Genomic DNA, 16,648 nt, shown 5'->3' on the forward strand with positions numbered 1-16,648 from the left:
CTAGCGTAAAGCCATAAAAATATGCCGCTCTGTACAATACTGCGCTGAGCGGCACACGGTTACCATTTTTTCTTCGGAGCAAACAACTCGTCCAGTTCATCACGCTCTTCTTCTTTCTTCTTCGCGCGATCTTTGGCGTTGGCATTTTTCAGGTTGTCTTGAATTTCAGACAGTTGAGACTTCATCTCGGTCAATCGAGTTTTACCAAAGTCATCAAGGTTAACCTGGTTTTCCAACGCAGCAATTGCCTTTTCTAGGTATTGGCGAGCTGAGCCAAGCATATTTGATTGCATCGCTGCACGCGCACGTCGGTTAAGGGTTTCAACATTAACTTTGAGTTGTAAACGCTCTAATTGCTTGTCTTCGTCGATATAGGTTTTAGTATCAATTTTACCCTTGCTATGTTCTGCTCTGAGTAGCGCTCGTAGCTTTTTAACAGCCTGAATATATTGAATAATAAGCTTGTCGGTTTCAGGAAGACTAAAGTCGGCGGGGGTGTCGGCGCTACCGCTTAGGCTTGAGGTGCGTTGCTCGACATCTTTAATACGTTGTCGAATATCAGGGGTTTGTGGGTTTAGCTCGGCAATCAACTTGAGCGCTGACAGCACTCGGCCGTGTAATATTTGGTGCAAACGTTGAGAAACGGGCATTTGGCTAGATGCCATGATAACGTTTTCGGTCTCATCGATAATTGTTTTTTGTTTTGTTAATTCGGCACGCTTTTCGGCTTCAACTTGAGCGCGATGCTGTTGGTATGCGTTTGCCAAAATGGCTACCACAAGCAATACCACAACTAACGTGACGATAATAATGATTGTCATCGATTAAATTCCTGCAGACTCGCTAATATTCCATGCATATAATTTGCATAACTCAATTATTTGTATTCTTATCGACTGAATTTAAGGAATGATAACCTTAAAAACACTCCCACCTAGACTACCACCATTAGATAATGAAATCTCGCCGCATTGAGCGTCTCGCGTGTGGGCTGATGCGATCAATCGCGCAAAAAATAGTCCTAATCCTGTGCGACCTTGACTCATAGTAAATTCAGACAGCTCAGCGTCACTCTGCGCAAGCATTTGCGGTGGGTAGCCTGGGCCATCGTCTTCTACCTGAATGACTAGCTTGTTATCTTCGGTATATGCATGCATACGGATGCATGAATTCCCATACCTAAGGGCGTTTACTAAAACATCATTAATTAACAAATAGATAAGGTCGTTATCAACATACCATGCAAGATCGGGCTCGCATTCAGTGGTAATGTCTATTTTTCGTTGTTCAATGTATAAATGATTTGAACTGACAATGTCGAGAAACAGATCTTCAATAAAGCACTGGTCTACCGTAATCGGCAAGCTTTCTAACTGGGCCCGATATAAAGACAGTATTTGGACCAAGCTGGTATTGAGACGAGCGGCTTCATAATGCAAATTGGCGACTTGTTCTTTGGTCTCTGTTTGGGCGGGAGGCAATTGTTCGGCAATCTGTTCTATAGATTGGATTAACAGGCATAATGAGTTTTTCATATCATGGACCGCAGCGGCTAATACCGAAGAAAAGTCGATATTTAGCGGGCGAGGGGCCTGTTGTTCTGGCATGTAACCTTCCATTTGTAACTAAGTAATAACTGTTAGTATCTATTATATTACGGTTTTTTTCCTTATTTTTTGCGGCGGCTTTGATAACATAAGCACAGAGCTATAGAAATAAATAGCAAATAAGTATATAAATTTGGTTATAAGCGCACTGGCGACACATCTGAAAATTAAATGGACAAGACATGAAATTACAACAACTGCGTTATATTGTTGAAGTGTTGAATAATAATCTGAATGTGTCAGCGACCGCTGAAAGCTTGTATACCTCTCAGCCCGGTATCAGCAAACAGGTTCGTATGCTCGAAGATGAATTGGGTGTGCAAATTTTCGGTCGCAGTGGCAAGCACTTGACGCACGTGACCGAGGCGGGGCGTGATGTGATTAATATTTCACGCGAAATTTTGAATAAAGTTGAGAGTATCAAGGCGGTAGCACGAGAGCATACCTTGCCAGACCAAGGTAAGCTGAATATTGCGACTACTCATACTCAAGCGCGTTACGCGTTACCTGATGTCATTCAAGGTTTCATGAAAAAATACCCACGGGTGTCATTACACATGCATCAGGGTACACCTTCGCAAATTAGCGATTTAGCGGCGAAAGGTGAGGCTGATTTTGCGATTGCCACTGAGGCTCTGCATCTATATAACGACCTTGTGATGCTGCCGTGCTATCACTGGAACCGCAGTGTCATTGTGAACAAAGACCACCCGTTGGCAAGTAAATCGACCATTGAAATCGAAGATATCGCTCAGTTTCCATTGGTGACGTATGTGTTTGGATTTACCGGCCGTTCCGAGCTCGACCATGCGTTTGAGCGTGCGGGGCTGACACCTAAGATTGTGTTTACCGCAACCGATGCCGATGTGATTAAAACCTATGTACGCTTAGGTGTGGGTATTGGTGTGATTGCATCAATGGCCGTTAATGAAGAGTTGGACGATGATTTGGTGAAAATTGATGCCAGCCATCTATTTGACTACAGCACCACCAAAATCGGTTTCCGAAAAGGTTCATTCCTACGTAGCTACATGTTCGACTTTATCGAGCGCTTTGCGCCACATCTAACCCGCGACAAAGTGGAAAAGGCAATGATGCTGAAAAACAACGATGAAGTAGAAAAGATGTTTAAAGGTCATACGTTACCGGTTAAATAACCAGGCCTGTGATTGAACTTGCCAACTGATAGGGCAAGTTCAATGTCACCTTGTTAATTAACACTCGATTATATTAACCGCTAAACCGCCTCGGGCGGTTTCTTTGTATTTAGTCTTCATGTCATTGCCGGTATCACGCATGGTTTTGATCACCTTGTCTAACGAAACTTTGTGTTCACCACTACCACGCAAGGCTAAACGCGATGCATTAATGGCTTTGATTGCCCCCATTGCATTGCGTTCAATGCAAGGCACCTGAACAAGCCCTCCGACAGGATCGCACGTTAATCCTAAATTGTGTTCCATACCAATTTCCGCAGCGTTTTCTACTGAACTGACAGAGCCGCCTAATATTTCAGTGAGAGCACCGGCAGCCATCGAGCAGGCAACGCCAACTTCACCTTGGCAACCCACTTCAGCGCCTGATATTGATGCATTCTCCTTGTACAGAATACCGATGGCGCCAGCTGTGAGTAAGAATCTTGCTGCGGTGTCTTCATCCATCGGACGAACGAAACGGTCAAAGTAGTGCATAACTGCGGGAATAATGCCCGCCGCGCCATTGGTGGGGGCCGTGACCACTCGGCCACCGGCGGCGTTTTCTTCATTCACGGCTAACGCGAACAAGTTAACCCAATCCATGCACTGCATAGGGTCGCCGCTTTTTTCGGTTTGTAGGCGGCGATAGAGCCCTGGAGCCCGTCGGACTACTTTTAAACCTCCTGGCAAAATCCCTTCGGTCTGAATGCCCCTATCAACGCAGGCTTTCATTACTAACCAAATATCATAGAGAGCTTTCTTGACTTCGGCTTTGGGCCGAAAGGTGGTTTCATTTTTAAGCATAAGTGAACTGATGGTAAGCCCATTCTCACGACATAGGTTGACGAGTTCACCTGCTGTTTTAAACGCAAAGGGCACTTGTTGTTGCAGGGCCACCGCTTCTGCTTTTGCACAATCAAAGTCTTGATCACGAATGATAAAGCCACCGCCAATCGAATAATAGGTATCGCTGAAAACCACATTGCCTGCATTGTCATAGGCAAAGAGTGTTAAGGCGTTAGCATGGCGCGGTAAACTTCGCCGACGGTGAAAAACAATGGCGCCTTTGGCCGGAAATTTTACCGTGTGTTGGTGGTTTAATTGTAGGGTTTCTGACACGCGAATGTCTTCTAACCACCCATCGATGGCGTCAACGTCTACCGAATCGGGCAGTTCTCCCAACAAGCCTAGAATGACTGCTTTGCCCGTACCATGGCCAATTCCCGTTTGTCCGAGAGAGCCAAATAACTCCACTTTTACAGAAGCAACTTGAGTGAGTAATTCACGCTGGGCTAGGGTGTCGACAAATTCAGCGGCGGCACGCATGGGGCCAACCGTGTGGGAGCTTGAGGGGCCAACGCCCACGCTGAACATATCAAAAACGCTGATCATATCTATGCCTGTATTATTATTTTCTACCTATTATTGTCTTTAATAATAGACAAAGCACAAATTAGAAAAGTTAATGAGTGGCATTAACCATTGTTATCTGGTGCTGGCGTTCGCTGAATCGAGGCTTTATTGACCCATTAAGGTGCGAGGTGGAGTGATAAGGTGTGAAGTATCGCCGCTGTTGCACCCCAGATGAGACGTTCTTCAAAAGGTATGAAATAGATATCGTAGAACGTATTGTCGCGTTTCATCGTGTGTGTGAGTTGATTGCTGGGATGTAGTAAATGTATTAAGGGCACTTCAAACGCGCTTGCTACTTCACTTTTGTCTATCGTGAGTGAAAAATCGGGTTTTACCAAGCCAATAAAAGGTTGTATCGAAAAGCCTGTGATGGTGCGGTAGTGGCTAAGTTGACCAACAATTTCAACGTGGTGAGGGGCTAAGCCTATTTCTTCCTCTGCTTCGCGTAATGCTGCGGAGGCAGCTGATTCGTCGAAGTCTTCTATTTTTCCGCCAGGAAACGCAATTTGCCCCGGATGATGGCGTAAATGTTTGGCTCGCTCAGTTAATAATACCGTTAGCCCGCTTTCTCGCTCGACGATGGGGATCAATACTGCTGCAGAGCGTGCTTTTTTTCGCAGCGGAAAATCCTGTGGCGCGTTCACTTGTAACGGGCGATGTAAACGAGAAAGCAGGGTGGATGTATCCAATCATTACTCCAGAACAGGTAGGATGCGCGCAACCTTATCTAAGGTTTCTTGATATTCTTCATTGGCTTTTGAATCTAACACAATCCCGCCACCAGCGTGACAATAAAGGGTATTATTTTCTGCTAACAAGGTACGAATACAAATACTGGAGTCCATATTGCCGTTGATGTCGAAATACAACACGCTACCGCAATAGATATTTCGTCTGTGGGGTTCCAATTCATCGATGATTTCCATCGCACGTACTTTCGGTGCTCCAGTAATCGACCCGCCGGGAAAAGCACCAGCCATCAGATCGAGTGCTGTGGCGTTGGGTTTCAGCTTGCCAACCACTGTGCTCACCATGTGATGTACGGCTGCATAGCTTTCTAAAGCGAATAGATTCGGTACCTTTACCGATCCGGGTTCACAATGCTTGCTTAAATCGTTGCGCAGCAAATCGACGATCATGAGGTTTTCTGCACGGTCTTTTTCTGCTGATAATAAATCTTCTGCGTTAAGGCGATCTTGGTCGCTATCGTCGCTTCTAGGTCGGGTGCCTTTAATCGGTTTGGTTTCAACATTACCATTTTTCACAGATAAAAAGCGCTCAGGTGAAATACTCAATATGGCGCTGTTCGGCAGACGAATAAAGGCCGAAAATGGGGCTTGGTTTTGCTCACGTAATTTAACATATGCACTCCATTCGTCACCGTGATAACGGGCCGAAAAGCGCTGCGCCATATTAACCTGATAGCAATCGCCTTCTACCAAATAATGGTGAATCTTATCGAGGGCCTGATGATACCCTTGTTCTGACAAATTTGACTGCCACGAAGACGTCAGTGAAAAAGGCTTTGGCTCGGTGTGAATGAAGGCGCTGAAATCAACCGGTGTTTTGTCTGATGTCGAGACGTAATAAAACACTTTGTCGCGGTTATCATATATTAAAGACTGGCTGTATACACCCATAACCATGTCGGGAGTGGAGGCCTCGTTCGCCGCTTGTGACGGAAGTGATTCGTAGTATCGCCCAAGGTCATAACCGGCATGCCCAACGGCGCCTACCGCACCGGGTAACATAGCCAATAGTGGCGTTAGCGCATTTTCGATAATAAGGCTCGCTTTGAGTTGCTCCACGCAGTGATTTACCGCTTGAAAAGGCGGCTCACTCGTAACCGCTGACGTATGGTTTACATGGTCTTCTACCGTTATACGGCCATTGTCGGCAACAACAACGTGCTCGGGTTGCCAGTACATATAATCAAAACGACTGTTACTTTGCTGGCTTCCTGCACTGTCGAGCAAGATTGCGTAATCAAGGTGCGCAAAGTGGCTAAATATGGCTTGAATTGACGTAGTCTCAGGGAGTGCTAGTTTTGTTATAGTTAGCTGCCGAGTGGGGCGTTGGCACATGGGTATTTCGTCTCTTTGGATATGGCTACCGCGCGTATTGTGCACAGAATGGCGGGGGTTGCAATTATCTAACTAAAATCAATTGCTTTAACTCGCTGTTCCACCAAAGTATCACGATATTGGGCGTGGTGCGGATTCGCTTCATAAGGTAGTATACGTGTTTTTTCAAATAGAATATCAATAAGGCTACGTAAAGAGGACGCCATGACCGTTATCCGTCAACAAGACTTTATCGATAGTATTGAAGATTCCCTACAGTTTATTTCTTACTATCACCCACTCGATTATGTGAAAGCTGTCGAACAGGCCTATCTGAAAGAAGAAAGCCAAGCGGCAAAAGATGCCATGGCTCAAATTCTCATTAACTCGCGCATGTCTGCCGAGGGTAAGCGTCCATTATGCCAAGATACAGGGATCGTGACCTGTTTCGTTAAAATCGGCATGGGCGTGACATGGGACAAAACCGATATGACGGTTCAGGAAATGGTGAACGAAGGCACTCGCCGTGCATACATGAACCCCGACAACCCTTTGCGGGCTTCTATTGTTGAAGACCCTGCTGGCGCGCGTAAAAACACCAAAGACAATACCCCAGCTGTGGTGCATATCGATATGGTGCCAGGTGAAAAGATTGAAGTGATGATCGCGGCGAAAGGCGGCGGCTCTGAAAACAAATCTAAAATGGTGATGTTAAACCCAAGCGACGATATTGTGGAATGGGTAGTCAAAACCTTGCCAACAATGGGCGCGGGTTGGTGTCCGCCGGGTATGTTAGGTATAGGTATTGGTGGTACGGCAGAAAAAGCAGCTGTTCTAGCAAAAGAAAGCTTGATGGACCCTGTTGATATTCAAGAGTTAATGGAGCGCGGTGCAGAGACCACTGAAGAAAAGCTGCGTTTGGAAATTTTCGACCGCGTGAACAAGCTCGGTATTGGCGCTCAAGGTTTGGGCGGTATGACAACCGTGGTGGATATCAAGATTAAATCGGTACCTACCCACGCAGCGTCTAAGCCTGTTGCTATGATCCCGAACTGTGCGGCTACGCGTCATGCCCATTTCTACCTAGATGGAAGTGGCCCTGCTGATCTGAAAGCGCCTAAGCTGGAAGACTGGCCAGAAGTGACTTGGGAAGTGAGCGAAAACACTCGTCGTGTGAACATGGACGAAGTGACCAAAGAAGACATTAAAGAGTGGAAAGTAGGCGAGACTATCTTACTTTCAGGCAAAATGCTGACTGGCCGAGATGCCGCGCACAAACGTATTCAAACCATGTTGGATAATGGCGAAGGCTTGCCAGAAGGCGTCGACCTAAACGGCCGCTTTATTTACTACGTTGGCCCTGTTGATGCAGTGGGTGACGAAGTGGTTGGCCCTGCTGGCCCGACAACGGCAACGCGTATGGATAAGTTCACTGACATGATGCTAGAGAAAACCGGCATTGCCGGCATGATCGGTAAAGCCGAGCGTGGCCCAGCTACCGTTGACTCAATTGCTAAACACGAATCCGTGTACTTGATGGCGGTAGGTGGTGCAGCTTACCTAGTATCAAAAGCGATTAAAAAGTCTCGTGTTGTGGCGTTTGAAGACTTAGGTATGGAAGCAATCTACGAATTTGAAGTGGAAGATATGCCAGTAACCGTTGCCGTAGACAGCACGGGGGCAAACGCCCATAAAACCGGCCCTGCGATTTGGAAAGCCAAACTGGAAGAGCTGGACGGAAAGCTTTCTAGTTAATCTGCAATTTAAAAAGCTAGACCTTATCAAGAAAAAACAGGTACTATTTAGTACCTGTTTTTTTATTCAGTAGTTTTAAAAAGGAACCTGCTAAATGCAAATGTTGGAAATCAGTTATCTTGTCTCTGGGGCAGTAGGGTTAGGCCTAGGGGGCGTGATTGGTGGTCTTTGGGCGTCAAAAAAGGCGCAGAGTGCTATTCAAAGCCAGCATGCTGAAAACCAACTTCTGTCACAGCAACTAGAGCAAAGTCAGGCGTATCACGATCAGCAACTGGATCAACTCAACAACACACTAATGCAGTCGCGCCAACAACTCGAGCAATTACAGCAACAAGCCAACGAATACGGGCAAAAGGCCGCACTCGTGCCTGATTTAATGAAACAGCGCGATACACTGTCGAATGAAACCCGTGCCCAACAGCAAACCATCACCGATTTACGCGCTGAGTTTGAGTCAACCAAGTCAGCCTTGAGCGAAATTCAAAAAGCCCATCAAGACAAAGTGAAGTTGATGGAAGACACAGAAAAGCGTTTGCAAACCCAGTTTGAAAATTTGGCGAATAAGATTTTTGAACAAAAGAGCGAAAGCTTTTCTAAGATGAATAAAACCGGCCTTGATGCCTTGCTCAATCCATTAAAGGAGCAAATTGAAGGGTTCAAAAAGCAAGTGACCGACCAGTATGTGCGCGAAGGGCAAGAACGTGCGTCGTTAAAAACAGAAATACTCGGGTTGAAAGAATTAAATCGTCAGATCACCACTGAAGCTGCCGCGCTTACCCAAGCCTTGAAAGGTGACAATAAGCAGCAGGGTAACTGGGGCGAAGTGGTATTGGAGCGAATTCTCAAAGAATCGGGCTTACGTGAAGGCCATGAGTTTGACACTCAGGTGTCGGTGCGTACTGAAACCGGTAAATTGCAGCAGCCTGATGTGGTAGTACACCTACCAAACGACAAAGACGTGATTATCGATTCAAAGGTGAGCTTAGCGTCTTATGAGCGTTATTTTAATAGTGCGGATGAAGCCGAGCGAGAGGTTCACCTCAAAGAGCATGTGAATTCGCTTCGCGCTCACATTAAAGGCTTAGGCAAAAAAGAGTATCACGATTTAAAAGAGTTGCGTACGCTGGATTATGTGTTGATGTTTATCCCTGTTGAGCCTGCCTTTCTACTCGCGGTAGACGCCGACCCAGAGCTAGTTAACTTGGCGTTGAACAGTAATATTATGTTGGTTTCACCAACCAATTTACTAGTAGCGCTACGCACAATTAACAACATTTGGCAGTATGAGTACCAAAACCAAAATGCCCAAGAGATTGCAGCGCATGCGAGTAAGCTTTACGACAAATTCGCCGGTTTTGTGACCGATATGGAAAAAATTGGTCGAGCGTTAGATACCACACAAAAGAGTTTTGACAGTGCCTTTAGCAAGTTGTCCACGGGGCGGGGCAATATCGTGCGTCAAATAGAACAATTTAGAAAGTTGGGGGTACAGCCGAATAAACGACTGCCCGACAATATGATTACCGACGATTAGTCCATATGTTCTTGAGTTTCCAAATCATATTCCGGTAATGGTAGCTGAACATAGACGGCGCTTTTTTCCCGTTGCTATTAGCATGATAAATCGCCAACAGATATCGAATATAGTCGTTGGCGACTTTGTCCAGGCCATATAACTCTGTGGCAATAGCTCGGTTTTTAACACTGTTTGCTTTCAGTGTAGCGGTGTCGAGGTGGTGGATGCTGTCCAGGGGCAGTAACTCAATACCCAACGGCGCTAATTGGCTTTGTGCAGGGTGAGATGGGTTCACCAACACTGGGATGCCGTTAAATGCATATAACTGGCACTTCGTTGGAGGTTTAACTGTGTTTCTAAAGGTGGGGGTTTTTATATCTATCACAGCGCTGCAATTGGCGAGTGATTGGGCTTGTTGTGCTTCTGTCCATTGATGGAATGTCATGTCATCAATAGTGATGGTGCCTTTGTTAAACGACACCTCTCCGAGTTGCTGAATGGCACTTTTCAGGTGTTCAGGTTGGCTTGGGTAGTCGCTTACATTAGTTAATAAGTGCAGGCGTTCAATATTGATGCCGGCTTGCCTGAAATAAGCCACCGTTTCGGGAAGATACTCTAATACGCCTATCCAAACGAATTTTCCGCTCGACAAATTACCCAGCCAATCAATCGGGTACTTGGCGTAATGGTCGATGTTATAGGTTTGAGGCCGATTGCCGAGTAGCGGGATTAAATTTGTGTTGTGCGTGAGTATAGCATCGAACTGGTCGATTGTAGGCTTGTGACACCATAAATCCAACGCGCTATTGAGGTATTTAATGGGCAAATCAATGGGCACCCAAACCTGTTTTGCGTTTAACGATTTAAGCGTGCCTATGTCGGGTAATTGCTTAGAATAAATCACGATATCTGAGGCTGTATCGATATCGCTGAAGCGCCGAAATTCGCGAAATTCAAACTGGTCTGTGAGACCTTGAATGTGTTTTATAATATCTACAATAACCCAATTATAGCTGAGTAAGTTTTGGCTCGGTCCGACCGATACAACAATTTTATCTTCCATCAATCCATTATTGTTCAATGTGTAAACTCTTGGTCATTATGCATCATCTCGTCGTTGATTTGTATGAAATATCACGAAGGAAACAGGGCCTGATATCGGCCCTGTAGCGTCATTATTGTTCTATTACACGGTACGCGTGGCAATTGCCGGCGAGATTGATGCGGCCTTTAAAGCAGGGCCAAAAACAGCAAGTTGTCCGACAATGAACAGTACGACAACGCCAATGGGGAGGTAATACCAATCGAGCGGTGTGGTATTAAACCATTGTATCATCGCCATGTTTAACCCGATACTTAAGGCAACGCCTAAGGCCACACCAAAAGCACTGATCAACATGTTTTCAATTAAGAAGTAGCGAACAATGTTCTGACGACTCGCTCCGAGAGCACGGCGAGTCCCAATTTGTTTACGCCGACGATTTACGTTGAAGGTGGTTAAGCCTACGATGCCCATCGCAGTAATAATAACAAGCAACACCATAACAGTGATGAGAATGTTGATCATGGCACTGTGTTGACGATAACTCCGCTCCCTAGTGTCGGCGACAGTATGGATATTGCGAATAATGCGGTTGGGGTAGGCGTCGGCAAGTGTAGCTTCAAGGTTGGCCATAACAGTATCTCGTTCACCTGCTTCTGTGCGAATAAAATATCGCGTTGAATTAAAGGCGAGGTTTTCTGGTGTCAGCATGGCATTCTCAACATTGCTCCACCCAATCCAAGGAGCTTGGAGTTTGTCGATAATGCCGGTAATAATCACTGGCTCGTCATCGCCAATATAGACGGTTTTTCCAACAATGGCGGCTAGGTCGGTGTCGGGAAATAAGAGTGTGGCAAGGGACTGTGTAATAATGGCGATATCCGGCCAATCTGGTTGATTAGCTTCCCGCCATCTAACATCTGAACGGGAAAAGTTACTTCCCGCGACTAGTGCGAGGTCGAGCGCTGTTAAGCCGTGCTCGTCCACCATGTAATTGGCGGTGCCTATATCATCTACATCATCGCCGGCTTCGGTAGCCAAACTCATGCTCCAGCCACCACCGCTAATAGGAATGGCGTTAATTTGTGTAGCATCAATAACCCCCAAGGTTGAACGTATTAATGCAAGATCTTCGGGGATCACAAATTTAGGGTTAAAGTCGTTGCCAAAGCCAGTTGAGGTTAGATAGAAACTGTTGGCTTCATCCATGCCACTTTCACGCGCGATGAGAGCGTTACGCTCAACAATAATAAATACGGCGTTAACGATCACTGTCATCGTTAGCGCGATCTGTAATGCAATTAATATTGCACCAACGCGGCTGCGAAGTAATGCACGACACATGGGGCCTATTTCATAATTGGTTTTCATCTGTCTTCCTAATTATTGTGTTTTTAGCTGACTGGCGGGCGCGATACGACAAATACGCCACGCCGGATAACAACCCGCAAGAACGGCAGCTAAAATTGATAGCCCAATTGCTAATAGCACCATATTGATATCAAGGTGAACCAAGTCGCTGACAAAGCTACCGTACAAGGTTTTAATGCCTTCTAAGCCAAGGAGAGCAAGCCCTAATCCTAAACAGCCGCCCAATGTACCGATTAGCGCTGATTCAGTTATATATTGTGAAAATATGGCAGATTGACTGGCGCCAATGGCGCGTCTGAGGGCAATATCAGCCGTCCGGTTGGTAAATTTAGAAAGTAACAGACCAATGGTATTTACAATACAAACGACTAAAAACAGGAAAGACAAATACATCATAATTTGTGCATCTTCAGCCACAACCCGTTCGTTTTCCATCCAGGTCATCACGTCGGATAGGCGATTGTTGTGCGGACGAGCAAATCGGCCAAGTGCTTTTTGCTCATCAACGTATGTATTCAGAAAGTCCATATAGCTTTGTTTATCAGCTTGTGTAGGTAGTTCTACCCACATTTGATAGTTCACACATTCAGACTGTAAAAACGCGGTAAAGCCTTCTCCTTCAGGAGACTTCCAACAATTCGTATTCCCTCCATTGGGCAACCTTAATGTTTCTTTCAGCAAAAATGGCATGAACACGTCTTCCGTTTCTTCAAAAGCACCGGTTGTTACGTCATAAAATTTGGGTACCAATACCCAATCATCCAGAACGCCAACTACGGTGAAAAGGTGACCAGCAACGCTTATAGAACGCCCCACTGAATTGTCGCCGCCAAACACGCGATCATTAATGCGCTTACTGAGTACAATAACTTGTTTGCGAGCTTGATCATCTTCTTGTTGCCAACCTTGTCCATATAAAAAAGGTGAGTTAAACATGGGAAAGAAATCGGCGAAGTTCAAACGAATGCTAGCCATAAAAGGCTTTGTGTCTTTATTCTCAGGCTGAATAACACCCGCAGTGCTGGCGTTAGCGGTTTGTCGCAAGGCCTTGTTCGCTCGCATCAGGTTTGTAGCGTCACGCCAAGTGAGCTGGTCGGGCGGCTCATTGGGTTCACGAGCCGCAGAAAAAGGGCTCCAGCTATCAAGCTGAACATAGTAAAGTTGATCGCTCTTTTCCGGTATCGGGTCTGACGACATTAAATAATTTACCGTAATGGTTGTCATACTCGCCCCAATACCCAGCGCAATGGCGGCGACCATCAAGCCACTGAGCCAAGGTGTGCGGCGAATACTCTTTAGCGCCAGCTTTAAATAGTAGATAAACATGGTTCGTCCTGTTGTTATGCCACAGCTTGAGTGCGGGTGGGCAGTTCACTTATTTGCCCGTCTTTGACGAAAATATTGCGCGTTGTTTGTTGGGCAAGTTCAGCGTCGTGAGTCACCATGACTATGGTGGTGCCTTGTTGGTTTATCTCTTGTAATAAGGCCATTACACTTTCAGCCATGTGGCTGTCGAGGTTACCAGTGGGTTCATCGGCAAGTAAGAATCGAGGTTCACCCGCAAGGGCGCGGGCAATGGCTACCCGCTGTTGTTGACCACCTGAAAGCTGAGACGGTATGTGCTTCATTCTATTGCCTAAACCAACCCGTTCTAGGCTGGCGGTAATGCGTTGATGACGCTCGGCTTTACTCATGCCGCGATAACGCAAAGGCACATCTACATTATCGTAAAGATTCAGGTCGGGGATTAAATTAAAGCTTTGAAAGATGAAGCCGATTTTTTCGTTTCGCAATCTGCTGCGCTCCCGATCTCCTAGGTGGCTGACGTCCACATTGTCTAAACAGTATTGTCCAGAGGTGTAGGTTTCTAATAACCCAGCAATATTGAGAAAGGTCGTTTTACCTGATCCAGACGGGCCAGTAACAGAAATAAAGTCGCCTTCATTGATGGTTAGGTTGAAGTCACGAAGGGCGTGGGTTTCCACTAAATCAGTGCGAAACACCTTGTTGATATTGGTCATCGTTAGCATGGGAGTTCCTTGTTGCATTTATTGTGTGATGAGTACGGTTTCAGCGCCGTTAAACTGCTCAGTGCTCGAAACGATTATTTGGTCATTCGGTGCAAGACCGCTGATAATTTCAACATCGCTCAAGCTACGCGCACCGGTTTGAATGGTTATTCGATGGGCCACATCGCCATCAATACGATATGCGATACGTCCGCCTCCAGATTCTAAAAATTGGCCGCGCTGTACCTTCAGTACATTCGGTTTGTTTTCCAGAAAAATGCGGGTCGTCAGACGCTGGTTTTGTCGTAACCCTTGAGGTTGTGAGTGCGCTTCAGCGGTCATAAACCGCACCCGACCTGTTACCTGATTGTTTTCAATTTCGGGAGAAATATTCACCAGTGTGGCAGGGAATGGGATGTTGTTAATCGAAACATCAGCCAACATACCAATGGCTAAATCATCTGCGTAACTTTCTGGAATGGCGATGTCGAGTTCAAATTCACTTAAATCTACCACACTTAAAATAGCCTGATTTTTTGTGACTTGGTTTTTTTGCTCAACTGCGAGATTACCCACAATGCCATTAACGGGAGAGGTGAGGGTTAACGCGTCGACTTGGCGATGAAGCTCTTCCACTTTTAGCGATTGTCGTGTGACCTGATGGGTTTTGCTTTCTATCTCAAATAGCAGTGACTCTTTGTTTAGCTCTGCATCTTTAACCGCGTGCTGGTGCACTAACAGCGCATTATGCAGGTCGTCTTGGGCTTTCTCGAAGTCAATATTACTGATCGCGTGATTCTCATAGGCTTTGTCCGCTCTGCGTTTTTCACGGTCGGCAGCAGTGAGGGTCACTTTTGCGATGTCGATCGCTTTTTGATCTTCGAGCATTTGCTTTTTGGCTTGAATTTTTTGTCTCGCAAGAGCCGTGGTTAGCTCATCTTTCACCGCTTGCTCTTGTTCAAGTTCATTGGTGAGATCTGGGCTATCTATGGTGGCGAGGGTTTGCCCTTTATCTACCGAATCGCCAGCAGCTACATGAAAGGTAATGGTTCCTTGGGCGGGGCTATAAAGCTTGGGACTTACCGCAGCAACAACACGGCCTTCTACTGACAGGTCACGAATTAAGTCACCTTGATTCACAGTGGCAATGCGTAAACGCTCAAAGGCAACCGTCGCTTGGGCTTTTTGCCATTGGCTTAATACGGGAACCAAATAAAACCATGCACCGATAGTGAACAGAATAGCGATTGAAATATACAGTGGGGTGCGGTTGCGCTTGGGCGCGATTTGTCGATCCTGACCGCTGGTGTCAGCTATTTGCATAGCAGGTATCCTTTTTGTTCGAATACCTGCTATGTCGAAAAGAAAACTAAAAAAGTTTAAATGAGGTGAAAATTTTTATTAATTTCGGTTGCGGCCATACTTGTCGTGACTCGATACCCAGTGCCCCGCAATAACAGCACAGGCCAGTGAAATATCGCCAGCTAGCACCGTAGCAGCGACGATCTCAGCTAGTTTGTTGGCTTTACCTTTGCCATAGCAGCCCAGTAATTCTAAGCACTCACGCTGAGTGGGTAACCCCGTGCCGCCGCCGTAAGTTGCAACGATCAGAGAGGGTAAGGTGACAGACAAGTACAAATCGCCATTATCGAGTAGCTCATGAGACAGTAACCCTGCATGAGATTCCACAACGTTAGCTTCGTCTTGTCCAGTCGCGATGAACATAGAGGCAATGCCATTCGCTGAATGAGGGCCGTTGTAAGCAGCACCAGACAACATGGCGCCCATATTCGCGAGTAGGGAAGAACGAGCCATGGTTTTCGTATCGACTTTCATGATGCGTCGCATAATTTCTTTATCGAGCACCACTTCTGCAATCACGCGCTTTCCGCGTGTGTGTAACATATTTAGGTGGGAGTGCTTTTTATCGGTGTCCATGTTGCCAGATAGTAAGTATTCCAACTCACCGGGGTAGTGGGCCTTAATGTATTCACACGCAACCAAGGTGGCTTTCCCTACCATATTCTGGCCCGCAGCGTCGCCGGTCGTGTAGTTGAATCGTACATAGCGAATTTTAGATACCGACCATTGCTCAAAATGGGTCAATTTACCTATGCTGGTAGTACTTTCTGCGGCCGCTTTTATCGCATCGAAGTTTTGCTCTAACCAGACGCCAAAATCACGAGCTTGACGCGCGTCTTGGAAGATAAAGGCCGGAGCGCGCTGCATGAATTGCTCAACAACGGTGGTTTTTACTCCGCCACATTCATTAATTACCCGCATACCTCTGCTGTAACTGGCAACTAACGTACCTTCAGTGGTTGCCATTGGTACATAAAACAAACCATTGGCGTGCTCGCCATGAATTTGAATCGGACCAGCGACCCCAACGGGCATTTGTACAATACCGATAAAGTTTTCAATGTTGCCGGGCAATGCCGTTGGGTCAATTGTAAACTGTCCAGTATGTGTAAGTTCAGCCCCCGTTTTCTGTTTTAAAAAATCTCGACGTGTCTTTGCTTGCTCAACACTGTAGTCGTTGGTCCCATCACGAGGAATTCGATTACGACCGTCACCCATATTGCAGTCCTTGTTTGTTAATGGCTCTTGGCTATCACACTATGCCTGCTATGCTGGTGTCAAGCAGAGCCGTTGTAATTCTGATGGTCATCAAAA

Annotated in this window: 14 protein-coding genes; 3 read left to right on the forward strand and 11 right to left on the reverse strand. The window is 46.1% G+C overall.

Annotated elements, in window-relative coordinates; genetic code table 11:
• Positions 1-59 precede the first annotated feature (59 nt).
• Both ACXAH6_RS14535 and ACXAH6_RS14540 read right to left on the reverse strand, forming a co-directional pair.
• Positions 60-821, reverse strand: coding sequence for a hypothetical protein (locus ACXAH6_RS14535; protein WP_474877943.1), 762 nt, complete (start codon positions 819-821; stop codon positions 60-62).
• Positions 822-902: 81 nt separating this feature from the next.
• On the reverse strand, positions 903-1,607 hold the full coding sequence (locus ACXAH6_RS14540) for a sensor histidine kinase (protein WP_474877944.1): 705 nt from the start codon (positions 1,605-1,607) through the stop codon (positions 903-905).
• 182 nt (positions 1,608-1,789) lie between these two features.
• Here ACXAH6_RS14540 and cysB point away from each other — a divergent pair, with 182 nt between their 5' ends.
• On the forward strand, positions 1,790-2,764 hold the full coding sequence (gene cysB, locus ACXAH6_RS14545) for an HTH-type transcriptional regulator CysB (protein WP_474877945.1): 975 nt from the start codon (positions 1,790-1,792) through the stop codon (positions 2,762-2,764).
• 57 nt (positions 2,765-2,821) lie between these two features.
• Here cysB and ACXAH6_RS14550 read toward each other — a convergent pair whose 3' ends face one another.
• The 3 genes from ACXAH6_RS14550 to pabB all read right to left on the reverse strand — a co-directional run bounded on the left by ACXAH6_RS14550 (position 2,822) and on the right by pabB (position 6,300).
• The gene (locus ACXAH6_RS14550; RefSeq protein ID WP_474877947.1) at positions 2,822-4,195 is read right to left on the reverse strand and encodes an L-serine ammonia-lyase; all 1,374 of its coding nucleotides are present in this window, start codon (positions 4,193-4,195) and stop codon (positions 2,822-2,824) included.
• 137 nt (positions 4,196-4,332) lie between these two features.
• The gene (locus ACXAH6_RS14555; RefSeq protein WP_474877949.1) at positions 4,333-4,905 is read right to left on the reverse strand and encodes a CoA pyrophosphatase; all 573 of its coding nucleotides are present in this window, start codon (positions 4,903-4,905) and stop codon (positions 4,333-4,335) included.
• Between the two features lie 3 nt (positions 4,906-4,908).
• Positions 4,909-6,300, reverse strand: a complete 1,392-nt coding sequence (gene pabB, locus ACXAH6_RS14560; protein ID WP_474877950.1) for an aminodeoxychorismate synthase component I — start codon at positions 6,298-6,300, stop codon at positions 4,909-4,911.
• Between the two features lie 204 nt (positions 6,301-6,504).
• On the opposite strand from pabB, the gene ACXAH6_RS14565 reads away from it, so the two are divergent.
• Both ACXAH6_RS14565 and rmuC read left to right on the forward strand, forming a co-directional pair.
• A complete protein-coding gene (locus ACXAH6_RS14565) occupies positions 6,505-8,034 on the forward strand; it encodes a fumarate hydratase (RefSeq protein WP_474877952.1) in 1,530 nt (509 codons plus the stop codon).
• Positions 8,035-8,128: 94 nt separating this feature from the next.
• Positions 8,129-9,568, forward strand: coding sequence for a DNA recombination protein RmuC (rmuC, locus tag ACXAH6_RS14570; protein WP_474877954.1), 1,440 nt, complete (start codon positions 8,129-8,131; stop codon positions 9,566-9,568).
• Here the strand turns inward: rmuC and ACXAH6_RS14575 are convergent.
• The 6 genes from ACXAH6_RS14575 to ACXAH6_RS14600 all read right to left on the reverse strand — a co-directional run bounded on the left by ACXAH6_RS14575 (position 9,555) and on the right by ACXAH6_RS14600 (position 16,552).
• On the reverse strand, positions 9,555-10,631 hold the full coding sequence (locus tag ACXAH6_RS14575; RefSeq protein WP_474877956.1) for a hypothetical protein: 1,077 nt from the start codon (positions 10,629-10,631) through the stop codon (positions 9,555-9,557). The genes rmuC and ACXAH6_RS14575 overlap by 14 nt on opposite strands.
• Positions 10,632-10,736: 105 nt before the next feature.
• Entirely contained in the window at positions 10,737-11,963 is a 1,227-nt protein-coding gene (locus tag ACXAH6_RS14580) for an ABC transporter permease (RefSeq protein ID WP_474877958.1), read from the reverse strand.
• Between the two features lie 12 nt (positions 11,964-11,975).
• Positions 11,976-13,289 (reverse strand): ABC transporter permease, encoded by a 1,314-nt coding sequence (locus ACXAH6_RS14585; RefSeq protein ID WP_474877960.1) that lies wholly within the window; start codon positions 13,287-13,289, stop codon positions 11,976-11,978.
• A 14-nt stretch (positions 13,290-13,303) separates the two neighbouring features.
• Positions 13,304-13,993, reverse strand: a complete 690-nt coding sequence (locus ACXAH6_RS14590; RefSeq protein ID WP_474877961.1) for an ABC transporter ATP-binding protein — start codon at positions 13,991-13,993, stop codon at positions 13,304-13,306.
• An 18-nt stretch (positions 13,994-14,011) separates the two neighbouring features.
• On the reverse strand, positions 14,012-15,295 hold the full coding sequence (locus tag ACXAH6_RS14595; RefSeq protein WP_474877962.1) for an efflux RND transporter periplasmic adaptor subunit: 1,284 nt from the start codon (positions 15,293-15,295) through the stop codon (positions 14,012-14,014).
• Positions 15,296-15,373: 78 nt separating this feature from the next.
• Entirely contained in the window at positions 15,374-16,552 is a 1,179-nt protein-coding gene (locus ACXAH6_RS14600; protein ID WP_474877963.1) for a hydroxymethylglutaryl-CoA reductase, read from the reverse strand.
• Positions 16,553-16,648 lie beyond the last annotated feature (96 nt).

The organism is Alteromonas sp. ABE4_545, assembly GCF_056161325.1.

Coding starts and splice junctions, on each gene's coding strand:
- ACXAH6_RS14585 (WP_474877960.1), bottom strand. CDS start 13,289: ATGTTTATCTACTATTTAAAGCTGGCGCTAAAGAGTATTCGCCGCACA.
- pabB (WP_474877950.1), bottom strand. CDS start 6,300: ATGTGCCAACGCCCCACTCGGCAGCTAACTATAACAAAACTAGCACTC.
- cysB (WP_474877945.1), top strand. CDS start 1,790: ATGAAATTACAACAACTGCGTTATATTGTTGAAGTGTTGAATAATAAT.
- ACXAH6_RS14590 (WP_474877961.1), bottom strand. CDS start 13,993: ATGCTAACGATGACCAATATCAACAAGGTGTTTCGCACTGATTTAGTG.
- rmuC (WP_474877954.1), top strand. CDS start 8,129: ATGCAAATGTTGGAAATCAGTTATCTTGTCTCTGGGGCAGTAGGGTTA.
- ACXAH6_RS14550 (WP_474877947.1), bottom strand. CDS start 4,195: ATGATCAGCGTTTTTGATATGTTCAGCGTGGGCGTTGGCCCCTCAAGC.
- ACXAH6_RS14580 (WP_474877958.1), bottom strand. CDS start 11,963: ATGAAAACCAATTATGAAATAGGCCCCATGTGTCGTGCATTACTTCGC.
- ACXAH6_RS14535 (WP_474877943.1), bottom strand. CDS start 821: ATGACAATCATTATTATCGTCACGTTAGTTGTGGTATTGCTTGTGGTA.
- ACXAH6_RS14565 (WP_474877952.1), top strand. CDS start 6,505: ATGACCGTTATCCGTCAACAAGACTTTATCGATAGTATTGAAGATTCC.
- ACXAH6_RS14540 (WP_474877944.1), bottom strand. CDS start 1,607: ATGCCAGAACAACAGGCCCCTCGCCCGCTAAATATCGACTTTTCTTCG.
- ACXAH6_RS14600 (WP_474877963.1), bottom strand. CDS start 16,552: ATGGGTGACGGTCGTAATCGAATTCCTCGTGATGGGACCAACGACTAC.
- ACXAH6_RS14595 (WP_474877962.1), bottom strand. CDS start 15,295: ATGCAAATAGCTGACACCAGCGGTCAGGATCGACAAATCGCGCCCAAG.